This window comes from Vibrio vulnificus NBRC 15645 = ATCC 27562, from assembly GCF_002224265.1.
GTDB lineage: Bacteria > Pseudomonadota > Gammaproteobacteria > Enterobacterales > Vibrionaceae > Vibrio > Vibrio vulnificus.
The window spans coordinates 441,704-457,429 of the sequence record NZ_CP012882.1; the positions used below are offsets into that span (position 1 = coordinate 441,704).

The 15,726-nt window shown below is 49.1% G+C and carries 14 protein-coding genes and 1 pseudogene; 4 read left to right on the forward strand and 11 right to left on the reverse strand.

Annotated elements, in window-relative coordinates:
* Nucleotides 1-10: 10 nt before the first annotated feature.
* A complete protein-coding gene (gene gltS / locus AOT11_RS17620) occupies nt 11-1,237 on the reverse strand; it encodes a sodium/glutamate symporter (protein ID WP_011082090.1) in 1,227 nt (408 codons plus the stop codon).
* A 622-nt stretch (nt 1,238-1,859) separates the two neighbouring features.
* Between gltS and AOT11_RS17630 the strand changes: the two genes are divergently transcribed.
* On the forward strand, nt 1,860-2,651 hold the full coding sequence (locus AOT11_RS17630) for a DUF4344 domain-containing metallopeptidase (RefSeq protein WP_049797951.1): 792 nt from the start codon (nt 1,860-1,862) through the stop codon (nt 2,649-2,651).
* A gap of 213 nt (nt 2,652-2,864) precedes the next feature.
* The gene (locus AOT11_RS17635) at nt 2,865-4,526 is read left to right on the forward strand and encodes a methyl-accepting chemotaxis protein (protein ID WP_017419889.1); all 1,662 of its coding nucleotides are present in this window, start codon (nt 2,865-2,867) and stop codon (nt 4,524-4,526) included.
* A 188-nt stretch (nt 4,527-4,714) separates the two neighbouring features.
* On the opposite strand, the gene AOT11_RS17640 is transcribed toward AOT11_RS17635, so the two are convergent.
* From AOT11_RS17640 to AOT11_RS17670, 7 genes are read right to left on the reverse strand one after another with little or no spacing between them, the layout of a single operon-like run.
* Entirely contained in the window at nt 4,715-5,485 is a 771-nt protein-coding gene (locus AOT11_RS17640; protein ID WP_011082085.1) for a LytR/AlgR family response regulator transcription factor, read from the reverse strand.
* A complete protein-coding gene (locus AOT11_RS17645; RefSeq protein ID WP_017419890.1) occupies nt 5,482-6,585 on the reverse strand; it encodes a sensor histidine kinase in 1,104 nt (367 codons plus the stop codon). Before AOT11_RS17645 ends, AOT11_RS17640 begins: the two co-directional genes overlap by 4 nt.
* The gene (locus tag AOT11_RS17650) at nt 6,586-7,920 is read right to left on the reverse strand and encodes a hypothetical protein (RefSeq protein WP_017419891.1); all 1,335 of its coding nucleotides are present in this window, start codon (nt 7,918-7,920) and stop codon (nt 6,586-6,588) included.
* A 19-nt stretch (nt 7,921-7,939) separates the two neighbouring features.
* The gene (locus AOT11_RS17655) at nt 7,940-8,710 is read right to left on the reverse strand and encodes an outer membrane lipoprotein-sorting protein (protein ID WP_017419892.1); all 771 of its coding nucleotides are present in this window, start codon (nt 8,708-8,710) and stop codon (nt 7,940-7,942) included.
* Nucleotides 8,703-9,968: an ABC transporter permease gene (locus AOT11_RS17660; protein WP_017419893.1), complete on the reverse strand. Its 1,266-nt coding sequence runs from the start codon at nt 9,966-9,968 to the stop codon at nt 8,703-8,705. Before AOT11_RS17660 ends, AOT11_RS17655 begins: the two co-directional genes overlap by 8 nt.
* Nucleotides 9,956-10,651, reverse strand: a complete 696-nt coding sequence (locus AOT11_RS17665; protein WP_017419894.1) for an ABC transporter ATP-binding protein — start codon at nt 10,649-10,651, stop codon at nt 9,956-9,958. Before AOT11_RS17665 ends, AOT11_RS17660 begins: the two co-directional genes overlap by 13 nt.
* A 10-nt stretch (nt 10,652-10,661) precedes the next feature.
* Nucleotides 10,662-11,363 (reverse strand): hypothetical protein, encoded by a 702-nt coding sequence (locus AOT11_RS17670; protein ID WP_399462293.1) that lies wholly within the window; start codon nt 11,361-11,363, stop codon nt 10,662-10,664.
* Between the two features lie 205 nt (nt 11,364-11,568).
* Between AOT11_RS17670 and AOT11_RS17675 the strand changes: the two are divergent.
* Nucleotides 11,569-11,703, forward strand: a pseudogene (locus AOT11_RS17675) (DUF2798 domain-containing protein); the annotation flags it as partial.
* Between the two features lie 34 nt (nt 11,704-11,737).
* On the opposite strand, the gene AOT11_RS17680 reads toward AOT11_RS17675, so the two are convergent.
* From AOT11_RS17680 to AOT11_RS17690, 3 genes are all read right to left on the reverse strand, one after another.
* Entirely contained in the window at nt 11,738-12,454 is a 717-nt protein-coding gene (locus AOT11_RS17680) for a YebC/PmpR family DNA-binding transcriptional regulator (RefSeq protein WP_015727328.1), read from the reverse strand.
* 130 nt (nt 12,455-12,584) lie between these two features.
* Nucleotides 12,585-12,794, reverse strand: coding sequence for a DUF3283 family protein (locus AOT11_RS17685; protein WP_011082075.1), 210 nt, complete (start codon nt 12,792-12,794; stop codon nt 12,585-12,587).
* 158 nt (nt 12,795-12,952) lie between these two features.
* Nucleotides 12,953-14,893, reverse strand: a complete 1,941-nt coding sequence (locus tag AOT11_RS17690; protein WP_017419897.1) for an ATP-binding protein — start codon at nt 14,891-14,893, stop codon at nt 12,953-12,955.
* A 75-nt stretch (nt 14,894-14,968) separates the two neighbouring features.
* Between AOT11_RS17690 and AOT11_RS17695 the strand changes: the two genes are divergently transcribed.
* Nucleotides 14,969-15,724 (forward strand): substrate-binding periplasmic protein, encoded by a 756-nt coding sequence (locus tag AOT11_RS17695; protein WP_017419898.1) that lies wholly within the window; start codon nt 14,969-14,971, stop codon nt 15,722-15,724.
* The last annotated feature ends 2 nt before the right edge of the window (nt 15,725-15,726 follow it).

A 15,726-nucleotide genomic window follows, 5' to 3' on the forward strand; every position in this document is an offset into this window, starting at 1 on the left:
GACACACGACTTACCCCATAAAAGAGATAAAGCCCTGTAAGACAATTAAGTTGACGATATCGATAAAAAACGCCCCGACTATCGGCACCACCATAAAGGCCTGAGGAGAAGGACCAAAACGATTCACGATTGACCCCATGTTCATCACCGCAGTTGGCGTCGCGCCTAGGCCAAAACCACAATGACCACCCGCAATCACTGCCGCATCATAGTTGCTGCCCATCACTTTAAACGTCACATAGTAAGTAAACAGCGCCAACACCACCGACTGCACCGCTAAAATCACCAAGAATGGAATCGCCAGATCGAAGATGTTCCACAGCTTCAAGCTCATAAGCGCCATCGCCAAAAACAGCGACAACGACACCGTGCCGAGCATATCGACGGTTTCAGCGTCTAACTTGCGGATTTTCGTCACTTCAAGGAAGTTGGTGATGATGACACCGATAAACAGCGCATAGACAAAATCTGGAATCATCAACCATTTGATTTCATAGGTGCTGACCCACTGTTCAACGTACTTGGCTCCGGTCACACAAATGATCAGGAAGAACAGCTTCTCAATCACTTTCTTTGCCGTCACCTTATCCTCTTCGTATTCGTTGTAAGTTACCAGTTCAGGGAATTTTTCGTGGGTTTTTGAACCTCGGCCATACTCGGACTCGACGTTGTGCTTGTCGACCAAACGCTGTGCCACTGGGCTACCAATCAGGCCGCCGATGATCAAACCGAACGTCGCAGAGGCCATCGCGATTTCAAGCGTGTTGGACATACCATAGTTATCTGCGAACGTTTGCGACCATGCCGCGCCAGTTCCATGACCACCAGAAAGCGTAATGGAGCCCGCGATAAGGCCCATTAACGGATCCAAGCCCAGCATACTCGCCAGCGAAACACCAACGCCATTTTGAATCACGATGTACACCGACGCCACCGCCAAAAACAGAAACACTTTGGCCCCGCCTTTGAGTAACTGGGTGTAGTTTGCCGCCAAACCCACCGTCGAGAAAAACATCAGCATAAAGGTATTTTGCAAGGGCAAGTTGAATTCCAAATCGATGCCACGGAAGTGCAAAATCGTAATGATACAGGCGACAATCAAACCACCAACAATGGGTTCGGGAATATTGAATTTTCTTAGAATGGGGAGTTTGGCATTAATAAAATGCCCTAAAAACAGCACGCTAATCGCCACTAAAAAAGATTCCAGTGCACCGACCGTGATTAAATGATTCATACAACCTCTTCATCTCAGACTCTTTATCTTCCTTAATATCAGAGTGTTAGTATTTTGCTTTTGAACGTCAGTTACTGCATCGTCTAATGCGCTGCCAACTAAGGTGAAACACCAATCTAAACGAGGTATAGGCAGCGAGTACAAGCCATCTGGTTAGGCTCAAGGGATGGAAGGCGATCATTGGGTGATGTCTCAAACACCCTTTGCAAGCTTCCAAAATACAAAAGGAGCTACTTCTAGCTCCCTAATCGATGAGTGGCCAATCTGTACGACAAACATTCCGTTACGGTATACAGATGCCTCGACGCCATAACTGGCATTCAAAATCCTCTTCCATTTCACCTCTGTTTGCCGCGCTTTTTTCGTTCCTGACCGTTTCCTTTATCGACAAACTGCCGACAACTTGGAGCGAGCACCTAAACTGGCAAAGGGCGGATTGTTGAGCTTTACTCTACAACAGTGGCCAAAATGGATGCGGACTATAACATAAATCGTCGAAAATGTCCGATCTTGGTCAAAGTTCCCAATAATCAGACTGTATCTCACCACAATTCACTAATTAAACAGAACCATTTAGCATAAACATGAAACACTCATTCAGCCTCAGTTGAAAGGAAAAATCATGAGACATCCACACCCCTCTTGTCAGAAAACACGCTGGCCACTCAGTCTCTTGCTGGCGTCTTGCGTTAGCACTGGAGCGCTTGCAGAATCCATTCAAATCCTCTACCCCAAGCAGATCACTAAACAAGAGCAGACGATTATCGATACACTCGAGTCTTATCAAATCAACACGACCCTGCTCGATCTTTCTCATTCGCTCTTTCCGTTCAAAAAGACCTTAACCGTCAGCTATGGTGGCGATCAAGGTCCACTGTATGATCCCGAAACGCACACCGTGCACATTCCTTTTTCGTTTTACACCGAGTCACTCGATTATTTCCGTAAAAACGAGTATCAAAAAAACGGTGGAAAAAGCGCAGAAAGCGGTGCGATCAACACCATGCTTCACACCCTCCTTCATGAAGCTGGCCACGCCTACATTGCCGATCAAAACATCGCCATTTTGGGGAAAGAAGAAGATGCCGTGGACAATTTTGCCACCTTGTTGCTGATCGATTACGTCGAAAATGGCGATGAGATTGCCATCAGCGCAGCAGACATGTTTGCTTTTGAGTCAGAAGACAAACCGGAGTATTACGATCTGGATGAATACATTGATGAACACAGCTTTGATTTGCAGCGCTATTTTGCCACGCTCTGTTTGGTCTATGGCAGCAATCCTGAGCGGCATTCCAACCTACTTGATGAAATAGAAAAAGAGTACCGCCAAGAGCGCACTGAGTTTTGCCAAGCGAACTATCAAACCCTCAGTGACAACTGGCATCGCTATCTCACTAGCACGCCTGAGTAAACCGAACTCACCATAATCAATCGGATGCACAATTCATAGCCTCAAAAAATGATGAGAAACAAAATAATAACAATCTCATCATTTTTATTTCATAAAACCCTCCAATTTCACATTACCTTGGCGAAGGATTGGCTAAGCTTAAAGCATTATTACAAGAACCATTGACTACGCTATTCGGCTTAACAATGCTGCTGTGACGCAAGGAAAGTTGTTATGAATTTAACCATAAGAAAAAGATTGTATATTTTTTCAATCGTGCCTGTTCTAACCATTGCTCTGGGAATGATGTGGTTTACCTATCTGAAAACCACCGCATTTAATGAGCAACAAGTTGAAATCACTCGCGACAACATGATGCGGATGAAGCAAGAGGAGTTGAAAAACTACATTCAAATGGCGAAATCCGCCGTGCAGCCACTGCTGAACCGCAAAGCGACACTGGAAGAAGCGCTGCCAGTGTTGCGCGAGCTCGAATATGGTGACTCTGGCTATGTGTTTGCCTATGACTCAAAAGGGACACGTATTGTTGTCGGCAAAAGTGATAAGGGCATTGGTGAAAACTTTATCAATCTCCAAGACCAAAAGGGCAACTATCTGATCAAAGATTTGTTGAAGAACGCTCGCACTGGTGATTTCACCACTTACTACTTCCCAAAACCGGGCCAAACCACACCCCTGCCAAAATTAAGTTACTCCATTTTTATCTCGGAGTGGGATCTGATGATCGGCACCGGTTTTTACACCGATGACATTGACGCCATCGTGATGGAGATGGAGAACACCGCTCACGATGCGTTGCAAACCACCCTTTCCGCTATCGCGTTTTTTGCCATCATTATTGCGCTCATCGTCGGTGTGTTTGCCGTCTTCGTTAACCGCAGCATTATGCGACCGCTGGAAATGTTTGATGAATCGATTCGCTCCTTTGCCAGTGGCGACGCCGATTTGACCGCACGCATGGAAGATTTCAGCGTGCCAGAGTTCAAGCAATTGAGCCGCAACTTCAATCAGTTTGTCGGTAGCCTGCAAAACATCATTCGCAGTGTCACGGAAGTTGGCAATGACGTGGTCAGCGAAACGGACAATATGTCTCGCCGCGCAACCGAAGTGGATAACCTCGCCGCAGGTCAACGTGGGGAAACCGAACAAGTGGCCACCGCCATGACAGAAATGACCACCACCGCCACCGAAATTTCCAGCAACGCCAGCCAAGCAGCGCAAGCAGCGCGCTACGCGGAGGAAAATGCCCATGAAGCGCAAACCATCGTAAACTCAGCCGCTTCGTCGGTACGTGAGCTCGCGGGTGAAGTCTCGAAAGCCAATGATGTCATTTCTCGCCTTGAGGGCGATGTGAAAAACATTTCCTCTTCTTTGGAAGTGATTCAAGACATTGCCGAGCAAACCAATTTGCTGGCGTTGAACGCCGCCATTGAGGCCGCTCGCGCTGGCGAACAAGGCCGCGGTTTTGCGGTAGTGGCAGACGAAGTTCGCAAACTCGCCAGCCGCACACAAGACAGCACGGGTGAAATTCATCAGATGATCAACCAGTTGAAAGCCGCATCGGATGCAGCGGTGAAAGCGATGGATGCCAGCCAAGCCCGTGGTGAAAGCACGGTAGAAGAAGCCAATGCCGCCGCCGCTGCTTTGCTAAAAATCATCGACTCAATTGGCACCATCATGGATATGAACTCTTTGATTGCCACCGCAACCGAGGAGCAAAGTATTGTTGGTCAGGAAATTTCAGAAAGAATCGTTGTGATTTCAGATCAAAGTAGTCAATCAGCAGACTTAGCTAACCAAAACCGCATGGGTAGCCAAAGCTTGAATAAGAAAGCGCACCAACTTTCTGATCTCGTCGGACGCTTCACCGTCTAACATCGGTACCGTTGCAAACGCGACAAAACAGCAACGACAAGGGCAGCGACGCTGCCCTTCTCTTTTGTTTGCGCAATTTACACTGTAAACATTTCGTCTCGCTGGTGCTCTACAGATAGCGGTTTCCCCCATCGCTTACTCAGTGATCAACCTTCGATATCTCGCCGTCCCTTGGCAAGGCATTGGCGCTACATGCCTTTGAACAGATGCTGAGATCCGCGGCTGACTGGCAGTTTTTGCTCCCCGACCGTGACCGACATTCGCCCCGTAAAATCCTTCTGCACTTTCTCTATCGCCGCCACATTAACGACCGACGCTCGGTGTATTTGCCAAAACCGTTCGGGGTCAAGTTGAGCCAAAAGCTCCTTTAACGACATGCGAATCAGGAACTCTTTTTTGGCAAGGGTGTGCACGGTGACATACTTCTCTTCCGCTTTAAAATAGAGCACATCATTCACCGAGATGAGATGAATATCGTCCCCTAATGCCGCGCGAATCCACTGTAGATATTGAGGTTGAGCCGGTTTAGACAGCGCCTGAAGTTGGCTCAACAACGCTCCCACATCCGGTGGCGATACCGTGGGCTGTTGGCGCGCTTTGATGCGTTGGCAAGTGTCGATAAGACGCGCTTCGCTCAATGGCTTCATCAAGTAATCGATCGCTTGTTGCTCAAAGGCTTTCACCGCATATTCATCATAAGCGGTCACAAAAACGATGGTTGGACGATACTCACCACGATTGAGCTGTTTTGCCACGGCAATACCATCAAGCTCTGGCATGCGGATATCCAAAAACACAATATCGGGCTGAAGTTGTTCAATCGAAGTCAGGGCTTGCTGCCCATCCCCCACCAACGCCACCACCTCGAGCTCAGGCCAAACATCCGCCAACATGCGATTGAGGTGGTGTCTCAGTAGGGGTTCATCATCGGCAATCAACGCCGTCATTGAAGTCATCACGCTTTCGCTTCCTGATTCTCTTGTTGCGGTGGCATTTGTATCACAGCACACACCCCACCGTGGCGACCTTCCAATAGAGTTAGCGTGCCTAGTTCACCAAACAAGGCCGCCAAACGTTGTTTAATGTTGTTAAGCCCGACCCCCATCCCCGAGCGAGAGTCTTGCCCAAAGCCCACTCCAGTATCCACGACGCGCAGCTCAAGGCCGAGTTCATTTTTCATTACCCGGACCTCAACTTTGCCCCCTTGCACCTTAGGTTCAATCCCATGTGTAATGGCATTTTCCACCAAAGGTTGGATCAACATCGGCGGAATCACACACCCTTTCAACGCCTCTGGGCAGTGAATGTGATACTCCAACCGCTCACCCAAACGAATTTTTTGAATCGCGATATAGGCATCGAGAATCTCCAGCTCACTGGCGAGTAACGTTCTCTCTTCACGCGAGCTCTTCAGCGTTGAACGTAATAAATCGGTTAAACGCGTCAGCATCTGTTGGGCTTTTTCCACATCACAACTCATGAGCGCACTGATGTTCGCCAGAGTATTAAACAGAAAATGCGGCTCAATTTGGCTTTGCAATTGTTTGAGTTGACTCATTAACAGGGCGCGCTCTTGCTCGGCTTTCTCACGTTTCATCACTTCTAACTCGTGAGCAGCCAACATTTGCTGCTCTTTGGAATGAAAGTAGAAATAACACATCCCGCTAAACAACAGTCCCATCAGCCCCACCGGAACCATATCGGTGATGCCAAAGTAATCCCCTACCCAAAAACGCGCATTGAGAATACCAAACAGCAAACATGCCGTTAGGGAGAGAAGGATTTCCGCGTTTCTTGGCATCATCGGGAAGAGCTTTTCGATCAGCCAAGAGAAGAACAACGCCGAATAACCGAAACCAAAGCTAATGATCAAATGGATATAGTAAGCGCCGCCCCAAACCGATAAGGTCAGCACCGACACAAACAAGCAGAAGATCGACGTCACGGCAAACGAGCGTAACCATCCGCTCTCAAGGGCTTGCGCATCGTCGTTCACTAAGTGATTGGATGACAACGCTTCCTGCGCGGCACGATTTTTTGCTACACGAGAAAAAAACATCTAAAACCTCCCTTTTAGATTCAAGACCATCATATGCTTATCCTCAATTTGAGCATACGCTGATTGGCTATCACCCGTTAAAAAGCGTGCGGCAAATTCCAATTCCACACTCTGCTGGCCAGTATCAATCCATTGGTAGCGAATCCACTGAGTTAGGATGACACCGCCATCTTCCGGCGAAAATAAGATATCGAGGGTTGGCGTAACATCCGCTAACCATTGCGGAGCGGAAATACCATGCCACATCATCCACGCGTTGCTGTCCCAACTCCAATGCAGCATCAGGTTGTGTTGAACTAAATTCGCATGCTCAAAACCTTGTGCATAACTGGCGGCCAGAGGTTCGGTATTGGGCTGCTGCGTCAACATACGCGCACGATCCATCGCTTGTTGCCACTGGCGCTTTGACCACGCTCGGCTGTCGTACCAATATTCTGCCAATAAGGAGTGACCACTTTCGCTGGCCCAGTTCACACCGACCAACGCTTGCCATGCCTCTCCCTGCTCCTCAACCGCCACAGGGGCAAACAGAGAATCAGGAAGTTGATAGCCGACGCTTTGATGCTGCCACAATGCTGAGCTATGCAGCGATAGCGCCTCGTTGAAGACCGTCCTTACACTGCCGCCGATTAGCCCTTGGCGTACATCGTCGTAATAGGCGATCCACTGCCATTCATGATCGTCATCCAGCCAGTAACGCCGAATTCCAGCGCCTCGCTGTTGCGCAGCTTCATCCAGCGCGCTTTGCTCCATTTGACTCCAACTGGAATCCGTGAACAGTAGCGTCCACTCTCCCGCTAAGTCATAGTGAGAAAACGAGGCAACGCCAGTGCCTTCTTCGGCCACCAAGGTCACTGGATTTTGTCGATAAGGTCGAAACAGATCCAGCGGGCGATAACCATAACCAACGCCCCAATCCAAACGTAATTTGCCAATGCTCACATCCAGCAGCCAATCCCCGACTTGCCACTCACCTAACCAAGCCAACTCACGCACCACCCACTGGCTATCGCGGCTCTCCCACCAAACCGAACGCTCGCCATTATTGAGGTAAAGCCCATCGCTGTAGAGGGCGAACGAAGAGGTCCATTGCCCCTGCTGAGTGTGATACGCCAGTTGTAAATCCAACATCGCGTTGAGTTCACTGCGATGCGCATATTGTGTGGTAGTGAATACAGATTGGCGAGATTGCGCCGCTTCGTAACTGAGCGCCCAATCCCACTCACTGCTCAGCTCCCCAGCCATTGCCCACCAAGGTAAAGTGCTAAGCAGTAGGCTATGTGCCCACTTCGCAGGCGACAGATAAGCAGGTCGACGGTGCACACAAACCTCCATTGATTTGCTCCTTAGTTAGCTAGAACTGCACCGAATCGGCCTTAGAGAGGTAGCTGGGATTGTAAAACTTATCCTCAAGCTGCCATGGCTGAACATCTTGATACTCAATGACGGTTTTCTTTGCTGGCTGAATATGATCGAGCAACGTCATTTCCGTCACGCTCAGCTCCCCGTTGCGCTCGCCACGGGTAAACCAAGCTTGCTTTGCCAACTTGCCAGAGCGTAGATAGAGATCCGCCTTGAGTGGAAAGTGCTCAGGTACGGTCAACCACAAATCGATGGTTTGATAACTGGCCCCTGAGGTTTTGGCCGTCAGCTGTAAGTGCTGTGTGGGCGTTGCCTGCCCTGACAGCGAGGACACGCTTTCCTCCGCTCTCCATATCGCTTGGTAGTCCTCACTCCAAGTGAGGGTTGAAATGTCCCCTACCGACGCTTCCCCCAGCAGTTTCTGCATTGGCGTGATGCGAATCGGTCGACGGCTTTTTGGCATTTGCAACCAGTAGTTATCTTGCAGCATCAACATCTTTTGCCCCGCCTCTACGGCCGATTTAAAAATCACCAGAGATTCGCGATTTGGCCGTGTGTAAACGTGGTACTCACGGGTTTTGTCCAACTGATCGTTCTCATACAGGCTCACCAATGAGACCACACGCGCAGACGTTTCTTTGAGTCGGTAATCGTCCGCTTGCTTGATCATGCTCACCACTTGTTCATCGCTCGGTTGAGCCGACGCCCAGTTTGAGGCGCAAAGCAGCGCCATCCATAAGCCAGCTTTTATTGCGTTATACATAGGTTAGCGCCTCCGTAATCGGTTTGTTTACCCCTTTGCGGGCTGAAAGATAGGCAGCCAGAAGGCAGATACACACCACGCCAACCGCCGCGATGGCCACCAGTTCAAATGAGAAATAAACCATCAGTGGGTAACCATCGGTTCTGCCTGGAGGCGGTGGCATTTGTACATCCACCACCATTAAAAGCAGTGAGATAGCACCACTGGCCAGCGCACCAACAAGGCTACCCAGCAAAGCCAATAGCCCCGCTTCACGTAAGAAGCCAATGATGATGTCGCGCGGATAACTGCCCAGTGCCGATAAGGTACCAATTTCGCGGGTTCGCTCGGTGACCGACATGGTCATGGTATTAAACAGTGCCACAAACACCACCAACCCCATCACCGCCCCCATGATGCCGAAAATACGGTCATAAAGATCTTTCACTTTCTGATAGAAGAAGGCCCGCTCTTGCCAAGGCGTCAATTCCAGCTCTTGAGAAAACTGACTCAGCAAAGCCGACAAGCGCTGCTGCACGGCGGCGGTTTTTTCGGTCTCAAACAGGAACACCGAAATCACACTCACTTTGTCTGTTGCCAGCAGCGATTGCGCACTGTCAATGTGGATGAAAAGCTGACGCTTATCCAATTCAGGCACCCCTGTCGCGTAGACCCCACGCACCTTGAAGTCGTATGCATTGAGGGCTCCGTCCGTGGTGGTGGCCAACAGGGTAATCCAATCCCCCACCGTCACGTTGAGATTTCGCGCCAGATCCATCGCCAACATCACTTCCGGTTCCGCCGGATCGTAGCGCTGCCCCCTAGGGTTGGATAACGTCTTACCTTCTCGAACATCGAGAAATGGCCCTTTCATATCAAATTCGCGATCATTCACACCAATGCCGACAAAGATCGCCGACTTGCTGCCGTTGGAAATGAGACCATTGAACTCAATTCTCGGCTGCACACCACGCACCTCATTGAGGCCCATAACGCTGGCAATCAGGTCATCAGGCTGGCTTAAGCCATTGCTCAGAGGCATCTCTTCTTCTTTAGTAAAAAAGCCCGGCGTACTGATGGTAATGTGGCCAGTGTCTCTCGCCGTTGACTCTTTGAGGCTGTCGTAGGTGTACAACCCAAACCCACCCGCACTGGTCAACGCGAACACCGCAATGGCAATGATCAGAACCGACAACAAGCTGCGGCGGCCATTACGCTTTAGGTTCAGCCACGCCAAGCGCAGCGAGTCAGGAAACAGACGTGCAACTAACTGGCCCATGAGATCACCTCCTGCTCGTGGTGCTGACGCAAGCGGCCATCCAATAGCTCAATAGTGCGATCGCAGCGTGATGCCATTCGCCCATCATGGGTGGCCACAACAAACGTGGTGGCTCGTTCATGGCCGAGTTGTTTCATGATGTCGATAACCAAATTGGCCGTAACGCTATCTAGGCTGGCCGTCGGCTCATCGGCGATCACTAAGGTAGGCCGATGCACCAACGCCCGAGCAATGGCCACCCGTTGCTGCTGACCGCCAGAAAGCTGATCCGGCAAGGCGTGTAAACTCTCCCCTAAGCCAACACGTTCGAGCATTTCAGCCGCTAACTGACGCTGCTTGGTCTTATCTACACCATTGAGGTATAGCGGGTACGCCACGTTCTCTAGCGCCGTCATCACTGGCACAAGATTGAACTTTTGGAAGATAAAACCGAGCTTTTCGCGTCGAAGTGTTGCCGCTTGATTGGCCGAGCGAGGGTAATCATCACCATGCAGCGTCACTTGCCCGGAATACTGCATATCCAATAACCCTAAGATGTTGAGCAGCGTGCTTTTTCCTGAGCCTGAAGGGCCACAAAGCGCCACCATTTCACCTTGTTCGATCGCCCCACTAACCGATTGCAGCGCAGGGACTTCCAATAGCCCTAACTGGTAATGGCGTTGCAGATTAGAAAACTGAATCATAGAGCCTCCGTTAACCTTGCGCGTCGATTTGTGCCGATGCGGAGCGGGTATCAAGGTTGTCTCGATCTTGGTTTACCATCATGTCTAACCAAGTTTTGGCTTGCGGCACATCTTGTGCGCGCAAGGCCGCTTGAATGGCATAGCGATAGACCCACGAGGTAGCAGCGAAGGGCTGCGCTTGAAAATCCGGTTCTGCTAACAACTCTAAATAGAGCTCATAGCCACGCTCGAAATGATTGAACATATCGGGCAGAGAGGTAAACGTGGCGGCTGCCATCGCACGGGCAAGATAGCCCTCAGGCAGCCCTTGAATGCGCTGCTGCTCATTCTGTGAGGGCGGTAAGGTGTCGAGCATGCCTAGCCCTTTACTGATGGTCGCAAGCCCCTGCTCAGTCAACTTCATTTTGTTCCATGGCAAGAAGGCATCTCGTCCTTGCAAGGTTTGCGTGCTACCGAGGTAGACCAGAGAAAGTGGCTTGGCACCTTCTCGCTCGATCAAGGCGTTCAACTGACCATACACGTGATCCACCAGCGCTGTTTCCCCTTCCACCGCTAGGTTGTATTGATTGATCAAGGCTTGGTCTGGATTGGCCATGACCATAGGCGCGAATAAAAGGCTGGTCATCATTAGGCAGGTGGTGATGGTTTTCTTTTTCACTAACATCGTCGCGATATCCTTGTGCTTTGATTGACGATGACAGAATAAAAGCATAGAGCCCGTTTCACAGGGGTTTGCGACCAACGGAAAAATAGCGAGATAAAGGGTCGCTATTTGAGATAAACGGATTGAGCGCGCGATGAAGTGCGCGTTAAGGTGAAAGAAGGGCAGATGCGCTAGAGGCGCGCTAAGAACTCGGCTCGTTGTTCTTCCTCTAACAGTGCTTCAATCAGCAAGGTTAACGCTTTGGGTTGATAGGCCGCCAATTTGGCTACAAAGCTTCTCCATCGCTTGGCCTTGCGCCTTGCTACTGAATCTCACCGTATTACCACAGGTCAGAAAAATGGCCGCATGGCTGGCAAGTAAAGTGGCGAGCCCACAAATTAGCGCATAAAAAAACCGAGCTACTTGAGCTCGGTTTTTACATCTTACATTTCAGCGTTGTGGTAAACCTGCTGAACATCATCACAGTCATCCAGCATGTCTAGGAACTTCTGGAATTTTTCTGCGTCTTCTTCCGGCACAGGGCTGTAGTTCTGTGGAACGAAAGTGATCTCTTCAACATCGATAACCAAATCTGGGAACTCGGTGTTTAGCGCCGTTTTCACTTTGAAAAACTCAGTGTTTGGCGCGTAGATAGTGATCACACCATCTTCAAGCTCGATGTCAGTCACATCGCAATCCGCCATCATCAGCGCTTCTAGGAATGACTCTTCGTCGTCACCTTTGAACTGGAATACCGCTTGGTGATCGAACATGTGTGCAACCACACCAGGAGTACCGATTTTTGCACCTGTCTTCACAAAGCACTGACGAACGTCTTGGAAAGTACGGTTGCCATTGTCTGTTAGACAGTCAACGATCACGCTAATGCCACCTGGGCCAAAACCTTCGTAGCGAGCTGGTTGGTAATCTTCACCGCCACCGCCACTTGCTTTGTCGAGTGCTTTATCAATAACGTGTGATGGAACCTGATCTTTTTTCGCTTTCGTGATCAGGTGACGCAGTGACAAGTTCATGTCTGGGTCAATACCACCGTTTTTCGCACACACGTAAATTTCTTTACCGTATTTGGAATAAACTTTAATTTTTGCGCCTGCAGTTTTCGCCATAGAGGCTTTGCGCACTTCAAAACTTCTTCCCATCGGGATGTCTCTCTACATTTACATTTTTAACGCGAAGGATTTTAGCAAAAAGCGAAACCAATTCAATTTTCGCTCCGCTGAGGAATGGGGCACCGGTCACTTAAATTAAGGAAACTGGGCACAAATCGAGTTATGCCACCCCCATCACTCGTTTGTATTTCTCGATCGATTGCTCAAAAAACGCTTTTTCGCTCGGATCGGACAACTTCTCGGCCTGCGTCATGATTGCATCAGGGCCGCATTTCGCTTCTTTCAATTGCCAAACTAAAAAGGAAGCTTGCTTATCCAGCTCAATTCGATTTTTTTCATCTGGCGGTAACAGTGAAAGGTTGAACGACATGCATATCCTCGAACAGTGAACATTAAAACATGACCACCTCGCCTCATTGCACAGCAATGGTCTCGTGCTCTATCAAGCACTCACGAGGTTATTTGAGTATAGCGGCGCAATATAGCATAAAAAGCCGAGTGGGCAGAATAGAAATTTAGCTAAAGGAATCACGGCTGATGATGACGATGTGAGACAGTGGATGAACCATCAAAAGGCAGATAACGTTTGACCATGTCACTCATTCGTTGCTGGGTCACTGGCTTGGCAAGAAAATCGGTCATACCGACGTCAAAACAACGCTGTTTATCCTCCACCACCACATTGGCGGTTAAGGCAATGATCGGCACATCACGAGTCCAGCCATCGCTGGCACGCAAAATCTCCGTGGTTTCAAAGCCATCCAATACCGGCATTTGGCAATCCATGAAAATGATGCCGTATTGCTGCTGCTGACAAAGCACAAGGGCTTGCTCGCCATCTTCTGCGATGTCCACCGCCAAGCCGATTTTCTCTAGCATCAACTTAGCGACTTTTTGATTGATGAAAGTATCTTCCACCAGCAAGGCTCTTGGCAGCGCTGCGATTTGGCTGGATTGATGAGCTGAGGAAGGTTCTGAGTCCACCTCGGTCACCCCCAACTCTTGCAAATGGCGCACATTGTCTTTGCGATCTTTGGCAAACACGCCTTCCCCATCAACACAAGGAACACTGAATTCAAAACAACTGCCTAGCCCGACTTCGCTTTTGAGCTCTAATTCTCCCCCCATTAAACTCACTAGGCGACGACAAATGGCTAGCCCCAAGCCAGTACCGCCATATTTTCTGGTGGTGCTGCCATCGGCTTGTTGAAAGCGTTCAAACACCAACTCTTGCTTCTCTTTCGCAATGCCAATGCCAGAGTCAAACACCTGAAAGCGAATACGGGGTATGTGCTGCGCGTCCAACTCTTTCGCGACCACCAGCTTGACATAGCCGCGCTCGGTGAACTTCACCGCATTACCCAATAGGTTATTTAGTACTTGTTTGAGGTGTTTGCTGTCGCCACTCATGGTATGTGGCACATCCTCGGCCAGCTCAACAACAAATTGCAGATTTTTCGCATGCGCCTTGAGGGTATAAATGGCGCACATTTGCTCGACGAGATCACTTAGGCAAAATGGTTCTAGGGAGATAGCGATTTTCCCTGCTTCAATTTTTGAGAAATCAAGAATGTCGTTGATGATGTCGAGTAAAGATTCTGAAGAGTGATTGATCATCTCCACATACTGTTTCTGCTCACTGGAAAGATCCATCTCTTTCAAAAGTGAAGCCACGCCAATGATGCCGTTCATCGGGGTGCGGATTTCATGGCTCATGGTGGCCAAAAATTCGCTTTTTTTCACATTGGCCACTTCCGCTTGTTCTTTGGCGCTTTTTAACTCCGCATAATTGCTACGCAATCGCTCAACACTGCTGTTGTATTTCTCCGCCAGTAGCGAGATTTCATCGTCAAACGCTCTCGCTGGCAAACGAAGCCGACTCGGTGTCTCACCATCTTTAAAATCGCTCACCGCTCGAGACAACAGGCTAATGGGTTTCACGATAAGCGACAAAGCAATGTAAATCACCCCGACCATCAACAGGAAGGTTTTGATCGATTCCCCGACAAGCAGCAACGCAAACTTACGCCAAAGCCCTTGGTAGACTTCATCGAGATTGGAGCGCACCGTCAAATTCGCCAACAAATAATGATTGTCTGCCAACTGATATTCCATGGGCCAACGTCGCTCAAGCACGCGTTTCGAGTGGCCAACATCACCCGTGTTGACAATGACTTCGTTCTCGTTAGCAATGTCGATCGCGTCAAGAAAAGGCAAGGTCATCATGCCTTGTACTTGCGATTCTAGGTGCTGGCGATCTTCCACCCACAGGCTCTCCGTTAGGCTTTGCAAATAACTTTGCTCGACCCAATTGAGCTCGGCTTGTCGTTTTTTTAGCTCTTGCTTGTAATCCCAGTACACATTGAAGCCCGTACTGGCCAAGGTGAAGGCTAAGCTCAACAAAATGACCGCAATCATCAGTTGCTTGTCGATGCCTATCTGACGCTTGCCGTTCATACTTTTTCCCATATGAAACTAGCACCTTAAATGACTTGTTCTAGTATAAATATAGTCACGACTTTTCATTAGTAAAACGGAGGGCGTATGAAACAGCTCAATAGATGGATTTGCACAGCCATGCTGATCTTTTCTTCTTTTGCCTTAGCGCAAGAGGTCAACTACTACGTGATTGCGAATCAGGCAAGGCCATTTCAAATTGAGCAAAACGGGCACGATCAGCAAGGCATCGTCACCGATATCGTCCGTGCAATCTTCTCCAACAGTGAACATACGCTTCGTTTTCATACCTATCCGTTCAATCGTATGATCTCCATTTTAGAAAGCGGTGGAGAGCCAAATTGGATCACTTATGGTAGTCCTGGCTGGGGGAAAGTGCAGTCGGAAAATCTCTCTGAGGAAGCTATTTACACTGTAAAACACACGCTGGTTAGTAGCCGAAAGAAACCAATCGCTTTCAATGACATTTCCGATCTGAAAAACAAAGGGGTGGTGCTGCTGATGGGGTTTGATTACCCCCAACTCTCTCCATACATTCAAGATGGGGGGTTGAAAGAAATTCGGGTAAAAGATTACCAAGCGGCGTTTCGCGTGGTTAGCCGCACGCCAGGTGACACCGCTTTTGTCGAAATGGCGTCAAGGGTGAACTACAACATTCAGCAGTTGAAGTTAGATCCCGAACAATTTGCTTTGCAACCTTTCGAGAAAATCATCCCTGACTATCAAATTTACCTCGCTTTCTCACCAAACATGGATGCAACGCTACAACGCTTTATCAACCAACGACTGAAAGAAATTAAACAAAGTGGCGAGTTACAACGCATCGTCAACAAATACATTTAAGG